The organism is Aliiruegeria haliotis (assembly GCF_003003255.1).
In the GTDB taxonomy this organism is placed as follows: Bacteria; Pseudomonadota; Alphaproteobacteria; order Rhodobacterales; family Rhodobacteraceae; genus Tropicimonas; species Tropicimonas haliotis.
In genome coordinates this window covers 625,980-642,809 of sequence record NZ_PVTD01000001.1, presented here as the reverse complement: position 1 = coordinate 642,809, position 16,830 = coordinate 625,980, and the positions used below count along the sequence as shown (strand labels likewise).

Sequence of the window (16,830 nt, the reverse complement as noted above, 5' to 3'; positions counted from 1 at the left end):
TGGACCGGCCTCGGGCGCCCGCCGGTTGCTGCCCCCGCGCCCGGTCATTCCGGCACCGGGGACGGGTCGCGCATCGATCGAGCCAGGGCGGCCGCCTCCGCCACGATCGCCGCATCGAGGTCGGTTTGCATTCCCTGGGACAGGAGCCAGGCGAGAACCTTTTCCGTCGCGACATTTCCCTGCGCGCCCGGTGCGTAGGGACAGCCGCCGAGCCCGCCGACAGCGGCGTCGAACACCCGGATCCCGAAGTCGAGCGACACAGCGATGTTGTCGACCGCTCGTCCGGCGGTATCGTGGAAATGCCCGGCGAGGTGCCTGGCCGGAACCTCTACGGTCACTGCATCCAGCATCTGCCGCACCTGCTCCGGTCGCGCCCGTCCGAGCGTATCCCCCAGCGAGACCTCATAGACACCCAGCGCAGCCAGACGGGCGGCGACCCGTGCCGGGGCGGCCGGCGCAACGGCACCGTCGAAGGGGCACTCCGTCACGCAGGAGACATAGCCTCGCACCGGCAAGCCCACCTCCCGCGCCAGATCCACCACCGGGGCGATGCGGGCAAAGCTCTCCTCGACCGAGCAGTTCAGGTTGGCCTGGCTGAACCCCTCCGAGGCGCTGACGAAAACCGCGATCTCGTCCGCCGCCGCCGCACGCGCCCGCTCCAACCCCTTCAGGTTCGGCGTCAACGCGGCGTAGGAGACCCCCGGCGCCCGCCGGATCCGCGCCATGACCTCGTCGGAGCCCGCCATCTGCGGCACCCACTTCGGGCTGACGAAACTCGCCACCTCGATGCGGCGGAAACCGGCGCGGCTCAGGGTGTCGATCAGCGCAACCTTTTCAGCGACGGGAATGGCCCGTGCTTCGTTCTGAAGCCCGTCCCGTGGCCCGACCTCAAAAATCTCGACGTGCTCGCCCATTCACCCCTCCCCATTACTGCCGAACAGATCCCCATTCAGCGCCCCGCCGCGTTGCCCTCGCCGCACCAGCCCGCCGCAGGCGCGCGCGGAACGCGCGCCCGGCCCAACGCTTTTTGTCCCGCAACGCGGGGCCAAAAGGGGCGGGAGCCCCTCCCCTGCCCGGCCGTAGCCTTGCCGACCGCCGCGACCTCGCCCCCAGCACTCAGGGCGCGCATGGCTGGTCCCGCAACGCAACCGACCGGATGCGCGCTCACACCTCCAGCGGGTCATAGAAATCCTGCTCATACAGCAGAGCCTGCCCCGGCTGTGGCAGCGCCGCTGCGAACCCCGGCCTTTCAGAGATCCGCGCGTACCATGCCGACAGTGCTTCGAACGGCTTGAGCCGTGCAAAATGGCGTGCCATGTAGATCGCCTGCCCCACCGAGATATCCGCCGCCGAGATCCCGCCTTTCAGCAGAGACGCGCGCCCGTCGGACAGCTGACGCTCCACCGCCGCGTAACATTTCGCCAACCGCTTCGCTTCGAGCCGCGTCAGGATTGGGCTGCGCATGTGGTCCTCGTAGAGCATCACATGCTGCTGCGTGAGCGTCGCCGAATGCGCGCTCACCGTTTCCGAAAAATGCAGCCAGATCAGCCATTCCGCCCGCTCCGGCGACTCCACCGGCCGCCCCAACCCGGCCTCCGGGAAACGCTCGCACAGTACCTGCGTGATCGCGCCGGTTTCCCAGATGACCTGGCCGTCGATCTCCAGCGCCGGAACCCGCCCCGCCGGGCTCAGCCCGAGGAACTCCGAGGTTCGGAGGTTCTTGCCGAACGGATGCACTTCGACCTCGAACGGGCAGCCGATCTCGTGCAGCAGCCACAGCGTCCGCATGGATCGCGTCTGTGGACAGTGATGCAGCCGGATCATTCCGCGTCCTCCGGCACCAGCCGGATCAGCGGATCATGGGCCGCGACCTGCGCGCCTTCGGCGACCAGGACCTCGGCTACGACGCCGGAGCGAGCTGCGGCCAGTCCATGCTCCATCTTCATCGCCTCCAGAACCGCAAGCCGGTCGCCCTCCGCGACGGCTTGCCCGGCCTGAACCAGAACCCGCCGGACGACGCCCGGCATCGGCGCCTCGACGACATTGCCGGCCTGCGTCGCGCTCCCACCGCGCTCCAGCGGATCGGGCAGGTCGAACGCCCAGGGCTGGCCGGCGAAAACCACCACTGCACCGTCGAGCAGACGTGCTGGCCCCGGCTCCCGCCGCTCCCCGATCAGCCAGCCGCTCGACCGTCGACGGCAGGGCAGATGCACGCCCTCGACCCGAAGGTCCACCCGCGCGCCATCCACCACCTCCATGACCACGGAATAGGCCTCCTCTCCCCGGCGCAACTCCACGCGTCGGGACGGCGGCTGCCAGAGGGAGAAGCCGAAAAACGCGTCCCTGTCCCCGTCCAGACCCGCCGCCGCCAGCGCAGCCCGCGCGACAATCTCGACTGACGGGGTGTCTTCGCGCACCAGATCGGCGAGATCCCGGCCGATCAGCCCGGTGTCCACGTCGCCCCGCGCAAACCCCGCGTGCCGCGACAGCGCCTCCAGGAAGGCGATGTTCGTGACCGTGCCGCCAACCTCTGTCTGCTCCAGCGCACGGGACAGACGCGCCAGCGCCACCGACCGGCTCGGCCCCTGTGTGATCACCTTGGCGATCATCGGATCGTACCACGGGCTGATCTCGTCGCCCTCCCGAACACCGCTGTCGTTGCGGGCGAGATCGGAGAACCGCAGGTGCTCCAGCCGCCCGGTGGCCGGAAGGAACCCCGCCGGCACATCCTCCGCATAGAGCCGCGCCTCGAACGCGTGTCCCTGCAACGGGATCTCCTCCTGCGACATTGGAAGCGGCTCGCCAGAGGCCACCCGCACCTGCCATTCCACGAGATCGATTCCGGTCACGGCCTCCGTCACAGGATGCTCGACCTGAAGGCGGGTGTTCATCTCCATGAACCAGAACCCGTCCGGGCGCAGCCCATCCGCCCCATCGACAATGAACTCCACCGTGCCCGCGCCGACATAGCCGATGGAGCGTGCCGCGCGCACCGCGGCTTCTCCCATCGCGGCGCGCACCTGCGCGGTCATGCCCGGCGCCGGGGCCTCTTCGATCACCTTTTGGTGGCGGCGCTGCAACGAGCAGTCGCGCTCAAAAAGATGCACCGCATTGCCATGCCGGTCACCGAAGACCTGCACCTCGATATGGCGCGGTTGCTCGATGTATTTCTCGATCAACACGGAGGGGTTTCCGAACGCGCCCTGCGCCTCTGCCTGTGCAGAGGCCAGCGCATCGGCAAACTCCCCTGCCCGCTCCACCAGCCGCATCCCCTTGCCGCCACCGCCGGCGACCGCCTTGACCAGCACGGGATATCCGATCCGCGCGGCCTCCTCGGCCAGCCTGTCTGCGTCCTGATCGGCGCCGTGGTAGCCCGGGACCACGGGCACACCGGCCTTCGACATCAGGTCCTTGGCGGCATCCTTCAGACCCATTTGCCGGATCGCGCTTGCCGGTGGCCCGACAAAGATCAGTCCCGCCGTCTCCACGTCCTGCACGAAATCCGGGTTCTCCGACAGGAAACCGTAGCCCGGATGCACCGCCTCCGCGCCGGTCTCCAGTGCCGCCGCAATCACGCGCGCACCATCGAGATAGCTCTCCGCCGGTGCCGACCCGCCAAGATGCACCGCTTCGTCGGCCATCTCGACATGCAACGCGCCGGAATCCGCGTCGGAATAGACCGCGACCGTGGACAGGCCCATCCCGCGCGCTGTCCGAATGATGCGGCAGGCGATTTCGCCCCTGTTTGCGATCAGCAGCTTGCGGATCATGACTGTCCCTTTCGCGCGGTGGTGACACGGCCACCGCGGATCCCGGTGCTTCCGATCTGCGTGAAACCGGCCGATTGCAATTCGTCCTCGATCGGCAACGGACCATCGAGTTCCTCGAACACCTCGCCGCCCGCAGCGATCCAGCCACCCGGCCGAAGCACACGGAACGCCTCGGCGAACGCGGCGGTGCGGTCGCTCCAATGGGCCACGGAATTCACCGCGAGCAAGCCATCGAAACAGGACGGCGCGAAGGGCAGCGCCTCGGCAGATGCAATATCGAAGACAATCCGGTCCGGGCTCAACCGACGCGCATGCATCACCATGCGTGCATGGGGGTCCACACCGGCCAAGCGCCCCGTCACGCCACACGCCGCCAGATAGCGGAGCGATGCGCCGGTTCCGCAACCGATGTCGAGAACGTCATCAGACATCGCGAAAGGGGCAGCATCGACAACCGCGCGGGTCGAAGCATCCTCGCCATGCGTTTCGGCATACCAGTCGATCGTGGCATCGTCCCATCCCGCCATCGCGATCACATCCGGAAGACGCCGAACCGCGTCTCCTCCACCGGGGCGTTCAGCGCCGCCCGGAGCGACAATCCAAGCACATCGCGGCTTCTGCGCGGGTCGATGACCCCATCGTCCCAGAGCCGCGCACTGGCGTAAAGAGGATGGGACTGGCGTTCGAACATCTCTTCCGTGGGACGCCGGAACGCGGCCTCCTCCTCGGCGGACCAGCTTCCGCCCGCCTTCTCGATCCCCGCGCGCCGGACCTGCGCCAGCACGCCGGCCGCCTGTGCGCCGCCCATGACCGAAATTCGGCTGTTCGGCCAGGTCCAGAGGAAACGAGGCTGGTAGGCCCTGCCGGCCATACCGTAGTTTCCAGCCCCGAACGACCCGCCGACCAGCATCGTGACTTTCGGCACGGAGGTCGTCGCCACCGCGGTCACCATCTTTGCGCCGTGGCGTGCGATCCCTTCGGTCTCGTATTTCCGACCGACCATGAAGCCGGTGATATTCTGAAGGAAAACAAGGGGGATCCTGCGCTGCGAGCACAGTTCCACGAAATGCGCCCCCTTCTGTGCAGCCTCCGAGAACAGCACGCCATTGTTGGCGACGATGCCCACCGGGCAGCCATGCACATGGGCAAAACCGGTCACCAGGGTGTCGCCGAACCGGGCCTTGAACTCGTCGAACCGCGACCCGTCGACCAGCCGGGCAATCACCTCCCGAATGTCATAGGGGGTCGACAGCGCCGCCGGAACGACGCTCAGGATCTCCTCCGGGTCATAGGCGGGCGGCTCAGGGGTCGCCCAATCCCTGCCGACGTCCGGCGCCGGCCCCAGCGACCCCACGGCGCGGCGCGCCAGTGCCAGCGCATGGGCATCGTCCTCGGCCAGGTAGTCGGCCACGCCGGACAGCCGCGTGTGCACATCGCCGCCGCCAAGCTCCTCCGCTGTGACCACTTCACCGGTCGCCGCCTTGACCAGCGGTGGCCCGGCCAGAAAGATCGTACCCTGTTCCTTCACGATGATGGTGACATCCGACATCGCGGGAACGTAGGCGCCACCGGCGGTGCAGGAGCCCATTACCACGGCGATCTGGGCGATCCCCCGGGCGCTCATCTGCGCCTGATTGTAGAAGATCCGCCCGAAATGGTCTCGATCGGGAAAGACCTCGTCCTGCTGCGGCAGGTTCGCGCCCCCGGAATCGACAAGGTAGATGCAGGGCAGATGGCATTCGGCCGCGATCTCCTGTGCCCGGAGGTGTTTCTTCACCGTCATCGGGTAGTAGGTGCCACCCTTCACCGTGGCGTCGTTGCACAGGACCATCACGTCCCGGCCCATCACCCGCCCGATGCCGGCGACCACCCCCGCGCAGGGCGCCGCGTCGTCATACATGCCATGTGCGGCGGTCGCTCCGATTTCCAGGAAGGGCGATCCCGCATCCAGCAGCGTCGCAACCCGTTCGCGCGGCAGCATCTTGCCACGGGACAGGTGCCGCTCCCGGGCGCGTTCACCGCCCCCCGCAGCCGCATGTTCGGCGGCCGCAGCAACCTCCGCGAGCGCCCTGAGATGGGCATCGCGATTGGCGCGGGCCTCGTCCGACCCCATCGCCACCTGGCTGTTCAGTTCCATCAGGTGTCCTCCCCTCCGGTGCCGTCCCGCACCGGGCCGTCATCCCCGTTCGCGTCGTCCTGTCCGGCGTCCGCCGTATCCGGCGGCGCGATCATCCTGCGTTCCATCAGCCAGCGCTGCCGGTAGGCGTAGCGCGCCGCCCGGGACACATCCGTCTGGAAACTCGCGTTCACGGCCGCGGCGACCGCGCCCCCCACCACCGGCACCACCTGTCCGGCTTTGCGCCCCACCAGCCCGAACCCAAGTTGCCGCGCGACGCGCTCGACCACTGTGTCCGTCACCCATTTGCCGCCCTTTTCCAACACCAGCCGCCCTTCCGGGCTGGCAAGAAAGGCCGCCATCTCATTGAGGGATTTCAGTGTTTCGCCACGCGCCCGGTCGGCGCCCGAGGTCGCCACCTGGAGCACAAGCAGCCGAAAGGCGCGCTCCTCCTCACTGTCGGTGTTGAAACCATAGGCCGCACCGGTCGCACGCACATTGGCGACCGCCATCGCGATCGTGGCCGGGATATCCACCGTCATGCCCGGCGCGCCAAAAAAACCGGCGGCGCCGCCGCTGGCCGCGTTTCCGCCAACAGCCCAGGCCTGCGCGCGCAGGGCGGCCGCCTCGCATGCGGCGAGCTCCTCCACGGCATGGCCCGAAACATTGTCGGGAATCGCCAGGCCGACAGCGCGGTCGGCCATCTCAAGCCCCTGCCGCACAACCCGTGGCGGCACGAGGCGGGACAGCAAACCGCTCACCGGGGCCGTCACCCGCTCCGCACCCCGACCCAGCCGGGTCGGACGTTGGTCCTCGAACTCCTCCTGCCGCTTCAAGGCCTCGCGAAGCACCTCCGCAGCCTGCGGCCTTGGATTGGGGACCTTGTCGGTCATGTCATACCCTCCGTCGCCCACCGGCGCAGTTCGCGGCGGATGATCTTGCCGCTGATCGTCATGGGCAGGCTCTCGACAAAATGCACGCGCCGCGGATATTCATGCGCGGCCAGACGCGTTTTCACGTGGTCCTGCAACGCCTTGCGGGTCGCATCGGACCCATCTTCACCGGGCTTCAGCACGACGAAAGCGGTGACCAGTTCCGTGCGCGCGGCATCCGGTGTGCCGACGACACCGACGCTTGCAACCGCCGGATGGGTCAACAGGCAATCCTCGACCTCGCCCGGGCCGATCCGATAGCCGGACGAGGTGATGACGTCGTCGTCCCGCCCCTTGAAGCGCAGGACGGCACCGTCCCGCTGCCCGCGATCCCCGGTCAGCATCCAGTCGCCACGGTATTTCGCGGCCGTCGCCTCGGGGTTGTTCCAGTACTCCAGCATCATGGAGGCGGATCCCCGGCGGACCGCGATATCGCCTTCCTGCAGCGTCGGGCGCCCGTCGTGGTCGATCACCTCGACCTCGTGGCCCGGAACCGGTCGCCCCATGGCTCCCGGCACCGGGTCGAACATGGCACCACAGGCGCTGACGATCATGTTGCATTCGGTCTGCCCGTAAAACTCGTTGATGGTCAGACCGAACGCACGGCGCCCCCAGTCCAGCATCTCGGCCCCGAGCGGCTCCCCGCCCGAAGCGACCGAGCGAAGCCCCGTGAGCCGAACATCGGCCGCCTTCAGGGCCCGCAGTGCGGTTGGCGGGAAAAATACATTTCGGACAGAGGCTTGCGTGACGATCCTGACGCATTCCTCCGGCGTGAACTTCGCCATCCGGGCCGCGACCACGGGAACTCCGTGCCAAAGGCCCGGCATCAGCACGTCAAACAGCCCCCCGATCCAGGCCCAATCTGCTGGCGTCCAGAGAACATCGCCTTCCAACGGCATGAGATCATGAGAGATTTCTACGCCCGGCAGGTGTCCCCGCAGCACCCGATGCGCATGCAAGGCGCCTTTCGGATTGCCCGTGGTCCCGGAGGTATAGATCAGGACGGCGGGATCCTCGGGCCCCGTTCGGCGCGTTTCGAAGGCCGGTCCGGGCTCAGTGTCCTCGGCAATCACGATCCGTGGCGGTTTCTGCAGCCCCTCCACAGAGCGCACAGCGTCGGAGCTGGTGCAGGCCTGAAGGCGGGCTACCCCGGCGGGATCGGTCACCACCACCTCCGCGCCACTGTCGGCCAACCGCACCGCCAGGGCCTCGGGCCCGAAAAGCGTGAACAACGGGATCGAGATCGCTCCGATCTTCCAGATCGCGATATGCGCCGCCGCGGTCCACGGTGACTGGCTGCGGAAGACGGCCACCCTGTCGCCCGGTCCCACGCCCTGCGCCACCAGCCTGTGCGCCAGACCATCGGCCATTTCGCGAAGCTGCGCATAGGTCGTTTGCCGCAGCCCCTCGCCCGCCACCTCGATAAGGGCGACACGTTCCGGCTCCGCCGCGGCCCAGCGGTCGCAGACCTCCTCCGCCATGTTGAGCCGGGCCGGGATGTCCCAGCCGTGGCCGTCCAGCAGGCGACGGTATGTGGGAGTGGAGATCACAGGATCGCCCGGGCAGCAGCCCGGCTGTCGGCATTTCTTGGACTGATCGCGCGAAACCTCTGGCCATCGGGGTCTGGCGCGCGGGACGGGCGCCGATTGCGGGGCCACCCCTTGACGATGGCCGCGCACCGGGTTCCAGGATGCGTCTGTCGGTTGGCGCCGATTGCCGGTGTCTGGAAGGCGACATCGTCGCCGAGCCCGAGTGGTGCTTGCACCGAGCGGCAGCCCGCAGGATCACACCGCCGAACCGCCCACCGGTGCGCCGCGCCACCGCGCGATGTAAGCCCCCACGCCCCGCCAAATGAACCTTCCGAGCGCAGCAGCGGCAATGCCGTCCCGGCCGCGACCTTGCGACGTGTCGCGGACATTCCCCGCAAGACGCACCAAATCCGTTGTCCGGGCGTAGCCCGCACCGCTGCGCACCATGCAGCGGCCATCGCGCGAGGATCTCCGATCCCGCGCAATCCCCCCGTGGCAGGCAGACCGGCACGGGGCTTCGCATGCGCCCGCCGCTGGGGACCATATAAGGGATGTGCCGTCCTCACGGCAGGAGGAACCTCGGGTCGAGGGACGCCCCCAACGCCCGCAACTTGGCCAGCCGCAGCGCCTGGGCACGGTAGCCACAGCTCACCGCCTGATCCTTCGGCACGTCCGCGCAATAGGCCACGGACCCGGCCTCTATCTCGCCCCTGATCTCAAGGTAGTTTTCCTTGGCAAACTCCGGCACCCCCTCCAATTCGGACGGGAGACGCCCGACCAAGGTATCGCCGCGCGCCGCGAGGGCCGTCGTCAACGCTTCTTCGCACGCCAGAACATCCGCGCCACAGCCCTGATGGGCCGCATTGAAACAGACGACGGAGGTGTTGAGCACATCGCGCTCCTCGATCCCGTCCAGCAGGCAGGCATCCATCTGTTCCAACATCTCCGGCGGCAATTGCTCTGCCTCGGCGGCGGTTGCACTCCACACCGGCGCCACGACGACAGCCACGGCAAGCCACGACATCATCCACTTTGCCTCAGCCATCGCTCAGGGCTCCTCTCGGGTTTGCTTTCCGCCTTCCCGACTGCCCGGAGGCAGCGGCTGGTTCAACCGGTTCACCAAACGCAGCGCCGTTCGGCCGCCCGGCGTTGACGTTGCACCTCGGGTCGATCGGGGCCGGTGCCCCGCGCCCCACCCCAAGAACACAACGGGCATTCCAACGCGCGTCGCGCAGGGTGCGGTCCCGACGCCAGCCATCACCTGTCGCGCCCGCGCTGCCGCTGCATCGCCGGAACCGTCCCGTCGAGAGCGTCCACGAGGGGCCAACCGCCGAGCCGCCCCGACGGGTTCCGCCGCGACAGGTGGCAATCATGGCCGGGTCGGGGTTCGCGCGCGGCCTAGCCATCGCCAAGAAACCCTTCGAGGTGCAGCACCTGTTCCGCCGTCATCCGCATGTGGCACCCGAGCACCGCTGGACCGCTCCCGGACCCACCGCCCCATTGCGCCTGTTCATACTCGCAGGCTGCGTCCCGATAGGGGATCCAGGCACGCTGCATCGCACGCAGCGCAGGTGCGAGGCGCGGCGCCGACGAGCCCAGCTTGTCCAGTTCCGCGTCGGATGCCTTCTCCTCTGCCATCAACGCCGTGTAGCGCGCGTTCAGGCGATCATCCCACCAGTCCAGTTCCTGATTGATGCAGGACATCATGCCGATCGTGGTGAAGCCCTCCGCGTCGCCCTCCATGCAGGCATTCGCACCCGCACCGATGCAGGCCCGACGGGCAGGCTCGTCCGCCGCGCGATCGAGGCAGCTTTGCGTGGCCTCGGGCGAAAACAGCATGTCGCCATCCGATTGTCCGACGACCGGCCCGCCAATTGCAGCGATGCCCACGGCCGCCAGAACAGCGCGAAGATACACAGAAATCATAGCTCCGGGTTCTCCTTAATCTGAAGGACCTCGCGGCCCAGAGAGTGGCTGACGGCGGCCCTGATGGCCACCAACAGCCCGAGAAACAGCAGGTCGCCCAGATCGAGGCTCAATGCCGTGTGCATGATATCGGAAACGATGAAAACCGTGAGACCCGCGAGGATATAGCGGGCCAGATCGATCCGTTGTTCGTTCACGATCCGCGCCCTGAGAGGTGAAGCGAGCTTTGTCTCCGACCGCACGAACCCCCATAGGAACCGGATAACGCCGACCAGCATGATCAGCATGGCAATGATGTCTATCCACGCCGCTACATGCTCCAGAACAAGGGTGATCGCTCCATACTCGGAGTACAGAAGGCTGGGCGTGCCTTGCCAGAATGGCCCGGTATCTTCCACGGTCTACCCCATCGATTGCATCAACTCCCGACCGATGAGCATGCGCCGAATCTCAGACGTGCCGGCACCGATCTCCATGAGTTTTGCATCGCGGAAGAGCCGGCTGACAGCGGAATCGTTGAGGAACCCTGCCCCTCCCATGGCTTGCACGGCCTGGTGGGCCTGGGTCATGGCGGCTTCGGAGGAGTAGAGCACGCAGGCGGCGGCATCCTGGCGGGTCACCTGGCCACGGTCGCAGGATCTTGCGACCTCGTAGACATAGGCGCGCGCGGTGTTCATCGCGGTGTACATGTCGGCAATCTTGGCCTGCATCAGCTGGAATGAGCCGATCGCCTGCCCGAACTGCTTGCGGTCCCGCATGTAAGGCATGATCTCGTCAAGGCACGCCGCAATGATCCCCGTGCCGATCCCGGCCAGCACGACCCGTTCGTAGTCGAGCCCGGACATCAGCACACGCACGCCCTTGCCCTCCTGCCCCAGCACGTTTTCGAACGGCACTTCGACATCCTCAAAGACCAGCTCGGCCGTGTTTGATCCGCGCATGCCGAGCTTGTCGAAATGCGGGGACGTGGAGAATCCGGCCATCGTCTTCTCGACGATGAAGGCGGTGATACCGCGCGATCCCGCATCGGGGTCGGTCTTTGCGTAGACGACAAGCGTGTCCGCATCCGGTCCGTTGGTGATCCAGTACTTTGTCCCGTTGAGCACGTAGCGGTCGTTCCGCTTCTCCGCGCGCAGCTTCATCGAGACGACGTCGGACCCCGCGCCGGCCTCCGACATCGCCAGCGCGCCCACATTCTGACCGGAAATCAACCCCGGAAGGTATTTCCGTTTCTGCTCCTCGGTGCCGTTGAGCTTGATCTGGTTCACGCAGAGGTTGGAATGCGCCCCGTAGGAGAGCGACACCGAGGCGGAGGCGCGCGCGATCTCCTCGACCGCGATGGTATGCGCGAGATAGGACATGCCCGCGCCACCGTATTCCTCGGAGACGGTGACACCCAGTAGACCCAGTTCGCCCATCTCCTGCCAAAGCTCGGGCGGGAAGGTATTGGATCTGTCGACCTCGGCCGCCAAGGGCTTCACCCGCTCCTGGGCCCACCGGTGTACCATCTCCCGAAGAGCGTTTGCCTCCTCCCCGAGATCGAAGTGCATTGTCGCAGTAAACATCGCTCCCGGGCCTCCCCTCCCGTTATTGAACGCTTGTTCAAATACTAGACACAGCTCGGCGGAGTGGTCAATCGGGTGATTGGGTGGGATACGGCCAGTGGAAGGGTTTCGCCGATGCCGGCCAATGCCGTAAAAACGGGCCGGCGATGATCGCGCGGGATCTGTCAGGCCCGCAATGGCACCAAACCGAAACCGGGGATTGGTGCACTGTCCACGTGCGGGGGTCAAAAACGAAAATCGCCCCCCGGCATTGGCCGGAGGGCGGAAATCAGGGTGGCGCACCGGGCGCCGTATCTTTCAGGTCGGCATTGCCGACCCGATTGAAATCTCAGCTCAGAGAAGCTGCAGGTTGATGGCGCTTTCGCGGCCATCCCGCCCGGCTTCGATGTCGAAGCTGACTTTCTGGTTGTCGGCCAGGCCGGTGAGGCCAGAGCGCTCGACAGCCGAGATGTGGACGAAGACGTCCTTGCTGCCACCATCGGGGGCGATGAACCCGTAGCCTTTGGTGGTGTTGAACCATTTCACGGTGCCGGTAGCCATATCCGTGTCTCCTAAAAATGTGCTGTCCGCGGAATTGCGACAGCTGGTCGGCATCAGCGCAAGATCGAGAGCACATCCGCCTGCATGGGGGAGACTTGGGTCGATAGTGGTAACGATGCAGTTCCCGCGTAGCAGATTGGGTCCGTTTGGGAAAGCAGAACATGAAACCGAACACCGCCTGACACACACTTTTTTGCGATTTTCCGCTCTCACCTGCCGGTTTCGGTCCGTCGCAGCGGGTTTCGGGGCCCGATTTGGAGTTGCAGCCCGCCCAAACGCCCCCCCGACGGGCAGATTCCATGAGGTCCTAGCCGCGCCCACCGCTGTGGTCGCAGTGACGGAAGCCCGGCAGGATCTCTACGCGACGTTGACAAAACTGTAGCGGTGCGTCGGCCGACCGCTCAACGACCGAAGGGCTCGACCACGCCTCCTCCGCCAGATTGCGCTTCATCCACAATCCCCTGCAGGCTAGACAGGATGGAAGTGGACAAAGCCGGATCCGACATGCCCGACACACCTCCGCGCGCGCTGATCGCTCCCGCCACCCTGCGCTGGGTGGCGCTGGTGCTGGTCACCGCTTTGATCACGCTGATGTTCTTCGGGATGATCCGCTCATTCCTGATCCCCCTGATCATGGCGGCCATCGTTGCCGAACTGTCCCGTCCGCTCTACCGGCGGATCCGCACGTTCCTGGGGGGACGGCGGCACCTGGCCTCCGCGGTCACGCTGGTGCTGATCCTCGTTCTGGTCATCCTGCCCGTGATCTTGATCGCGTCGATCGCCGCCCAGCAGGCGCTTGGGCTGTCGCGATCCGTCGTCATGATCGTGAATTCACTGACGGCGAGCGCCACGGAGGCGGCCCTTCCCGACTGGATTCCCTACCAGGAGGACATCGACGATCTCGGCCCTGAAATCGCCAACAAGGTTGCCGATCTGATTACCGCCGTCGCGCGCTACATGGTGGCCACGTTGTCGTCTCTCTCCCGGGGGACAGCGCTGTTCTTCCTCGACACGTTCATCTTCCTCTATGCCATGTACTTCTTCCTGCAGATGGACACGCCGGTGATGACGCAGATCCTTCGATTCACCGGGTTGGCGGCAGAGACCCAGACCAAAATTGCAGAGCGGTCGGTGTCCGTCAGCCGCGCCACGATCAAGGGCACGCTGGTGATTGGCGTGGTTCAGGGCGTTCTGGGCGGTATCGGGTTCTACGTCGCCGGCATTGACGGCGCGACATTCTGGGGCGTCGTCATGGGGATCGTCTCGATCATTCCCGGCATCGGCCCGAGCCTCGTACTCAGTATCGGCGTGGTCTACCTGCTTGCCATCGGCCAGACCGGCGCCGCGATCGGTCTGGGGCTCTGGGCCGGGCTGGTGGTGACGACCATCGACAATATCCTGCGCCCGATCCTCGTGGGGCGCGACACGCAGATGCACGACATCCTGATCCTTGTCTCTACCTTCGGCGGGTTGGGCATGTTCGGCGCCGTCGGCCTGATCCTTGGCCCGGTCGTGGCGGGACTTTTTGTGACGATCTGGACCACGCTGGCCGAAGCCGCTGCGATGCCGCCGGACGGGGCACACGGCCCGCCGGAGACCCGAAAGGTGACCGGATGATAGCGACGCCAACCCGGCGGTAGATCCCTGGCCAGCGCGCCCGACGGACCACCGCCACCGCACAGCATTTGCAAGGGGAGGAGGCGGCGGTTCCCGGAAAGCGGCCGGGGCGCCACCGGGAGATCCAGCCCGGCCTCTCTCGGGCAGACCTTCGCGCCGGCCCCACGGAAGCAAGGTCGGTTCACCCGGCTCGGCAACTGTTTGACGATGGACGATGGAGTTCCCTGGCTGCTGGCGTTTTCGAGGCGCAGCGTTGGCACAGGTTGCTGCCAGAGGCCGAGGTCACGCCGCAACGTCTCACCAGTCGCTCCCCTCGGGCAACTCCTGCGGAAACCACCCCGCACATGGATGGCCGAACCATACGACGTTGATCTTTCCGGGACCGGGCGATACCACTTCGGGACGCCCAATCCAAAAAAGAGCCAACGTGCAGCCCGTCGATCGCCAGCAGCCCCCCTCCCCCGCAACGCCCGGTTCGAAGGGCCGCGCCTCCGACCTCATCGTCGAGCGCCTGCAGGAGATGATCCTGTCGGGAGAACTGGCCCACAACACCCCGCTGCCCTCCGAGCGCGAATTGATGGAACGGTATTCCGCAAGCCGGACCGTTATCCGCGAGGCCGTGGCCACGCTGGCCAGCCGCGGGTTCCTTGAGGCAAAGCCGCGATTCCGCCCGATCGTGCGCAAGCCGGGCTACGATACAGCGCTGAACTCCGTGGGCAGCATCGTCGAGCTGCTTCTGCAGCAGGACGGCGGCATAGCCTCGTTATTCGAGAGCAGGGTGTTCGTCGAACGGGGGCTGGTCCGCGATGCCGCGCTCATGGCCACGCGGGAGGATATCGCGGCGCTGAAGGATGCGCTGGCCGCAAACGGACAGGCCGTGGGCGATTCCGAACGGTTCTTCCAGACCGACGCGGCCTTCCACGGGGTGCTGTACCAGGTGCCCCGCAACCCGATCTTCCCGACCCTGCATGACGCCTACACCTCCTGGTTGCATCCGCATTGGGCGCAGATGGCGAACATGCCGGAGCGCAACGAGATGAACTATGCCAGCCATCAGGCGATCTATGCCGCGATAACGGAACGTGACCCCGATGCCGCCGAAGCCGCCCTCGTGCAACACCTGACCACCAGTTGGGAGCATGTTCGCGACACCTTCTGATCGACGGTTTCTGATCGACTGCAGCCGGGCGGAGGCCCTCCGACCGGGCGCACGCCCCCGGTGACAGCGGATTGGCAAAGCAGACTGGCGCAGGATCACCGCCCCAGCCTGACGCCGACCGCCTGCATGCAGACCCCATTTCGTATGCCTTGCCCGTCCCATGCAAGAACATCCCCCCAAGCCACCCGCCCCTGACGTCGCCCTCAGCGCTTCGCTGCGTTCGATTGGAGCACCTCGTTGCCTTCGACCGGGAACGACACCGGCTTCAGAGGATTTGCTCCTGCACCCGGGCATGGCGCGCTTTGGCACCGGCCTCGCAGACTTCTCGCCCACGGGCGAGCGGGCCCCCATGCCTCGATGGGAGCGTCGACCAGCGGTCCGCAGTGCAGGACCGGAATGGCACCGTCCACGCCAAACGCCGCCGGCCAGAGGGTATTTTCGGATCCGTGCCTGCCTCTGGACTTCCCGCATCGGGAATGCCCTGATGGGCACGCACAGCACATCGACACTGGAGAGACCATATGCACCGCCTGCTACTTCTGCCGATTGTCCGGTGGACGGTCCTTCTCGCAATGCTGCTGGCCGCGATCATCCTTGAGCCCCTGTTCGGCGAGTCGAAGACCATCGATCTGCTCGTGCTCGCCCTGTTCGAGTTCGCCGTCGTGGGCGCCCTCCTCACCAGCCTGAGCGACACCCGGGCGCTGAGCTTCGGCGGGCTTGTCACGCTGATCTGGTTCGGCCTTTCCATCCACGCGGTTCGGTACGACGGCTTGTCCGGAGTTTCGGCGACGTTTTCTCTCGTGATGCTTCTCGGGTCGCTTGTCGTCACCTTCCTCAACCTGATGCGCCGAAAGGAAGCCGATCTCGATGCCCTGATCGCCGCGATCTTCGGCTACCTGCTGATCGGCATGACCTGGGCCTCACTGTTCGTTCAGGTGGAGCGGATGTCTCCCGGTGCGATCAGCTACCCCGAGGGCGAGCCGCTCTGGTCGTCGATGGTCTACTTCAGCCTGGTGACACTTACCTCGCTTGGCTACGGCGATATCCTGCCCGTCAGCGGCATCGCGCGCGTGTTGGCCGCGCTGGAGGCCGTTATCGGCGTGCTCTATCTGGCGGTGATGGTCGGGAGTATCGTCGGCTCCTTCGAACGCAAACCCCGGAAGGATCCCGGAGCCTGACATTGGCCGACAACCCCTCGGTCTGAAACCGGGATCAATACCGCGACTGGGCCTCGTAGAAGGCCGCGATGTCCTCCATCTCCCCGGGGCTCAATTCCGCCGCGGCCTTCGCCATCTGCTCGTCCTCGCTCTCGTCGATGCGTTTGCCACTGGCGTAGTTTCGCATCTCCTTCACGAGGTATGACGCTGGCTGCCCGGCGAGCATCGGGGTCACGCGAAAGCTGGTGGAGCGGGCATTGCCATCCATCCCGTGACACCCCGTGCACTTGCGCGCAACGGCAAGCTGCCGCCCGTTGACCGGGTCACCCGCTGCGACAGCTTCAGCGGCGAAACCACTGAGGGCACACGAAAACAGAATGAGCGACAACCGGGCCATGGCTGCATTGTACCACATTTGGCACGCGCAACACAGGATCGCACACACAGCCGCCTCGTGTCACCGCTCCGACATGCACCCACGTCCTGAATCATGCAGGGCAATTGGCGCGGGACAATTAC

At 66.2% G+C, this 16,830-nt stretch carries 16 protein-coding genes; 3 read left to right on the top strand and 13 right to left on the bottom strand.

The window, feature by feature from the left end:
• Positions 1-44 precede the first annotated feature (44 nt).
• The 12 genes from CLV78_RS02870 to CLV78_RS02810 all read right to left on the bottom strand — a co-directional run bounded on the left by CLV78_RS02870 (position 45) and on the right by CLV78_RS02810 (position 12,378).
• A complete protein-coding gene (locus tag CLV78_RS02870) occupies positions 45-914 on the bottom strand; it encodes a hydroxymethylglutaryl-CoA lyase (RefSeq protein ID WP_106203243.1) in 870 nt (289 codons plus the stop codon).
• A gap of 250 nt (positions 915-1,164) precedes the next feature.
• Positions 1,165-1,824: a glutathione S-transferase family protein gene (locus tag CLV78_RS02865; protein WP_106203242.1), complete on the bottom strand. Its 660-nt coding sequence runs from the start codon at positions 1,822-1,824 to the stop codon at positions 1,165-1,167.
• Entirely contained in the window at positions 1,821-3,770 is a 1,950-nt protein-coding gene (locus CLV78_RS02860) for an acetyl-CoA carboxylase biotin carboxylase subunit (protein WP_106203241.1), read from the bottom strand. The genes CLV78_RS02865 and CLV78_RS02860 overlap by 4 nt, the downstream gene beginning before the upstream one ends.
• The gene (locus CLV78_RS02855; RefSeq protein ID WP_146136624.1) at positions 3,767-4,297 is read right to left on the bottom strand and encodes a class I SAM-dependent methyltransferase; all 531 of its coding nucleotides are present in this window, start codon (positions 4,295-4,297) and stop codon (positions 3,767-3,769) included. Before CLV78_RS02855 ends, CLV78_RS02860 begins: the two co-directional genes overlap by 4 nt.
• Positions 4,298-4,302: 5 nt before the next feature.
• A complete protein-coding gene (locus tag CLV78_RS02850) occupies positions 4,303-5,907 on the bottom strand; it encodes a carboxyl transferase domain-containing protein (RefSeq protein ID WP_106203239.1) in 1,605 nt (534 codons plus the stop codon).
• A complete protein-coding gene (locus CLV78_RS02845; RefSeq protein ID WP_106203238.1) occupies positions 5,907-6,779 on the bottom strand; it encodes an EcsC family protein in 873 nt (290 codons plus the stop codon). The genes CLV78_RS02850 and CLV78_RS02845 overlap by 1 nt, the downstream gene beginning before the upstream one ends.
• Entirely contained in the window at positions 6,776-8,299 is a 1,524-nt protein-coding gene (locus tag CLV78_RS02840; protein ID WP_106203741.1) for an AMP-binding protein, read from the bottom strand. Before CLV78_RS02840 ends, CLV78_RS02845 begins: the two co-directional genes overlap by 4 nt.
• Positions 8,300-8,909: 610 nt before the next feature.
• Positions 8,910-9,392 (bottom strand): hypothetical protein, encoded by a 483-nt coding sequence (locus tag CLV78_RS02830; RefSeq protein ID WP_106203236.1) that lies wholly within the window; start codon positions 9,390-9,392, stop codon positions 8,910-8,912.
• 353 nt (positions 9,393-9,745) lie between these two features.
• Positions 9,746-10,273 (bottom strand): lysozyme inhibitor LprI family protein, encoded by a 528-nt coding sequence (locus CLV78_RS02825; protein WP_106203235.1) that lies wholly within the window; start codon positions 10,271-10,273, stop codon positions 9,746-9,748.
• Entirely contained in the window at positions 10,270-10,671 is a 402-nt protein-coding gene (locus CLV78_RS02820) for a DUF1622 domain-containing protein (RefSeq protein ID WP_245924812.1), read from the bottom strand. Before CLV78_RS02820 ends, CLV78_RS02825 begins: the two co-directional genes overlap by 4 nt.
• Before the next feature lie 3 nt (positions 10,672-10,674).
• The gene (locus tag CLV78_RS02815) at positions 10,675-11,838 is read right to left on the bottom strand and encodes an isovaleryl-CoA dehydrogenase (RefSeq protein ID WP_106203234.1); all 1,164 of its coding nucleotides are present in this window, start codon (positions 11,836-11,838) and stop codon (positions 10,675-10,677) included.
• Between the two features lie 333 nt (positions 11,839-12,171).
• Positions 12,172-12,378 (bottom strand): cold-shock protein, encoded by a 207-nt coding sequence (locus tag CLV78_RS02810; RefSeq protein WP_106203233.1) that lies wholly within the window; start codon positions 12,376-12,378, stop codon positions 12,172-12,174.
• 504 nt (positions 12,379-12,882) lie between these two features.
• Between CLV78_RS02810 and CLV78_RS02805 the strand changes: the two genes are divergently transcribed.
• The 3 genes from CLV78_RS02805 (at position 12,883) to CLV78_RS02795 (ending at position 16,332) form a co-directional block, all read left to right on the top strand.
• On the top strand, positions 12,883-13,995 hold the full coding sequence (locus CLV78_RS02805) for an AI-2E family transporter (RefSeq protein WP_158263406.1): 1,113 nt from the start codon (positions 12,883-12,885) through the stop codon (positions 13,993-13,995).
• 427 nt (positions 13,996-14,422) lie between these two features.
• Positions 14,423-15,154, top strand: a complete 732-nt coding sequence (locus tag CLV78_RS02800) for an FCD domain-containing protein (protein WP_245924811.1) — start codon at positions 14,423-14,425, stop codon at positions 15,152-15,154.
• A gap of 521 nt (positions 15,155-15,675) precedes the next feature.
• A complete protein-coding gene (locus CLV78_RS02795) occupies positions 15,676-16,332 on the top strand; it encodes a potassium channel family protein (RefSeq protein WP_106203230.1) in 657 nt (218 codons plus the stop codon).
• A 34-nt stretch (positions 16,333-16,366) separates the two neighbouring features.
• Here CLV78_RS02795 and CLV78_RS02790 read toward each other — a convergent pair whose 3' ends face one another.
• Positions 16,367-16,726: a c-type cytochrome gene (locus tag CLV78_RS02790; RefSeq protein WP_106203229.1), complete on the bottom strand. Its 360-nt coding sequence runs from the start codon at positions 16,724-16,726 to the stop codon at positions 16,367-16,369.
• Positions 16,727-16,830 lie beyond the last annotated feature (104 nt).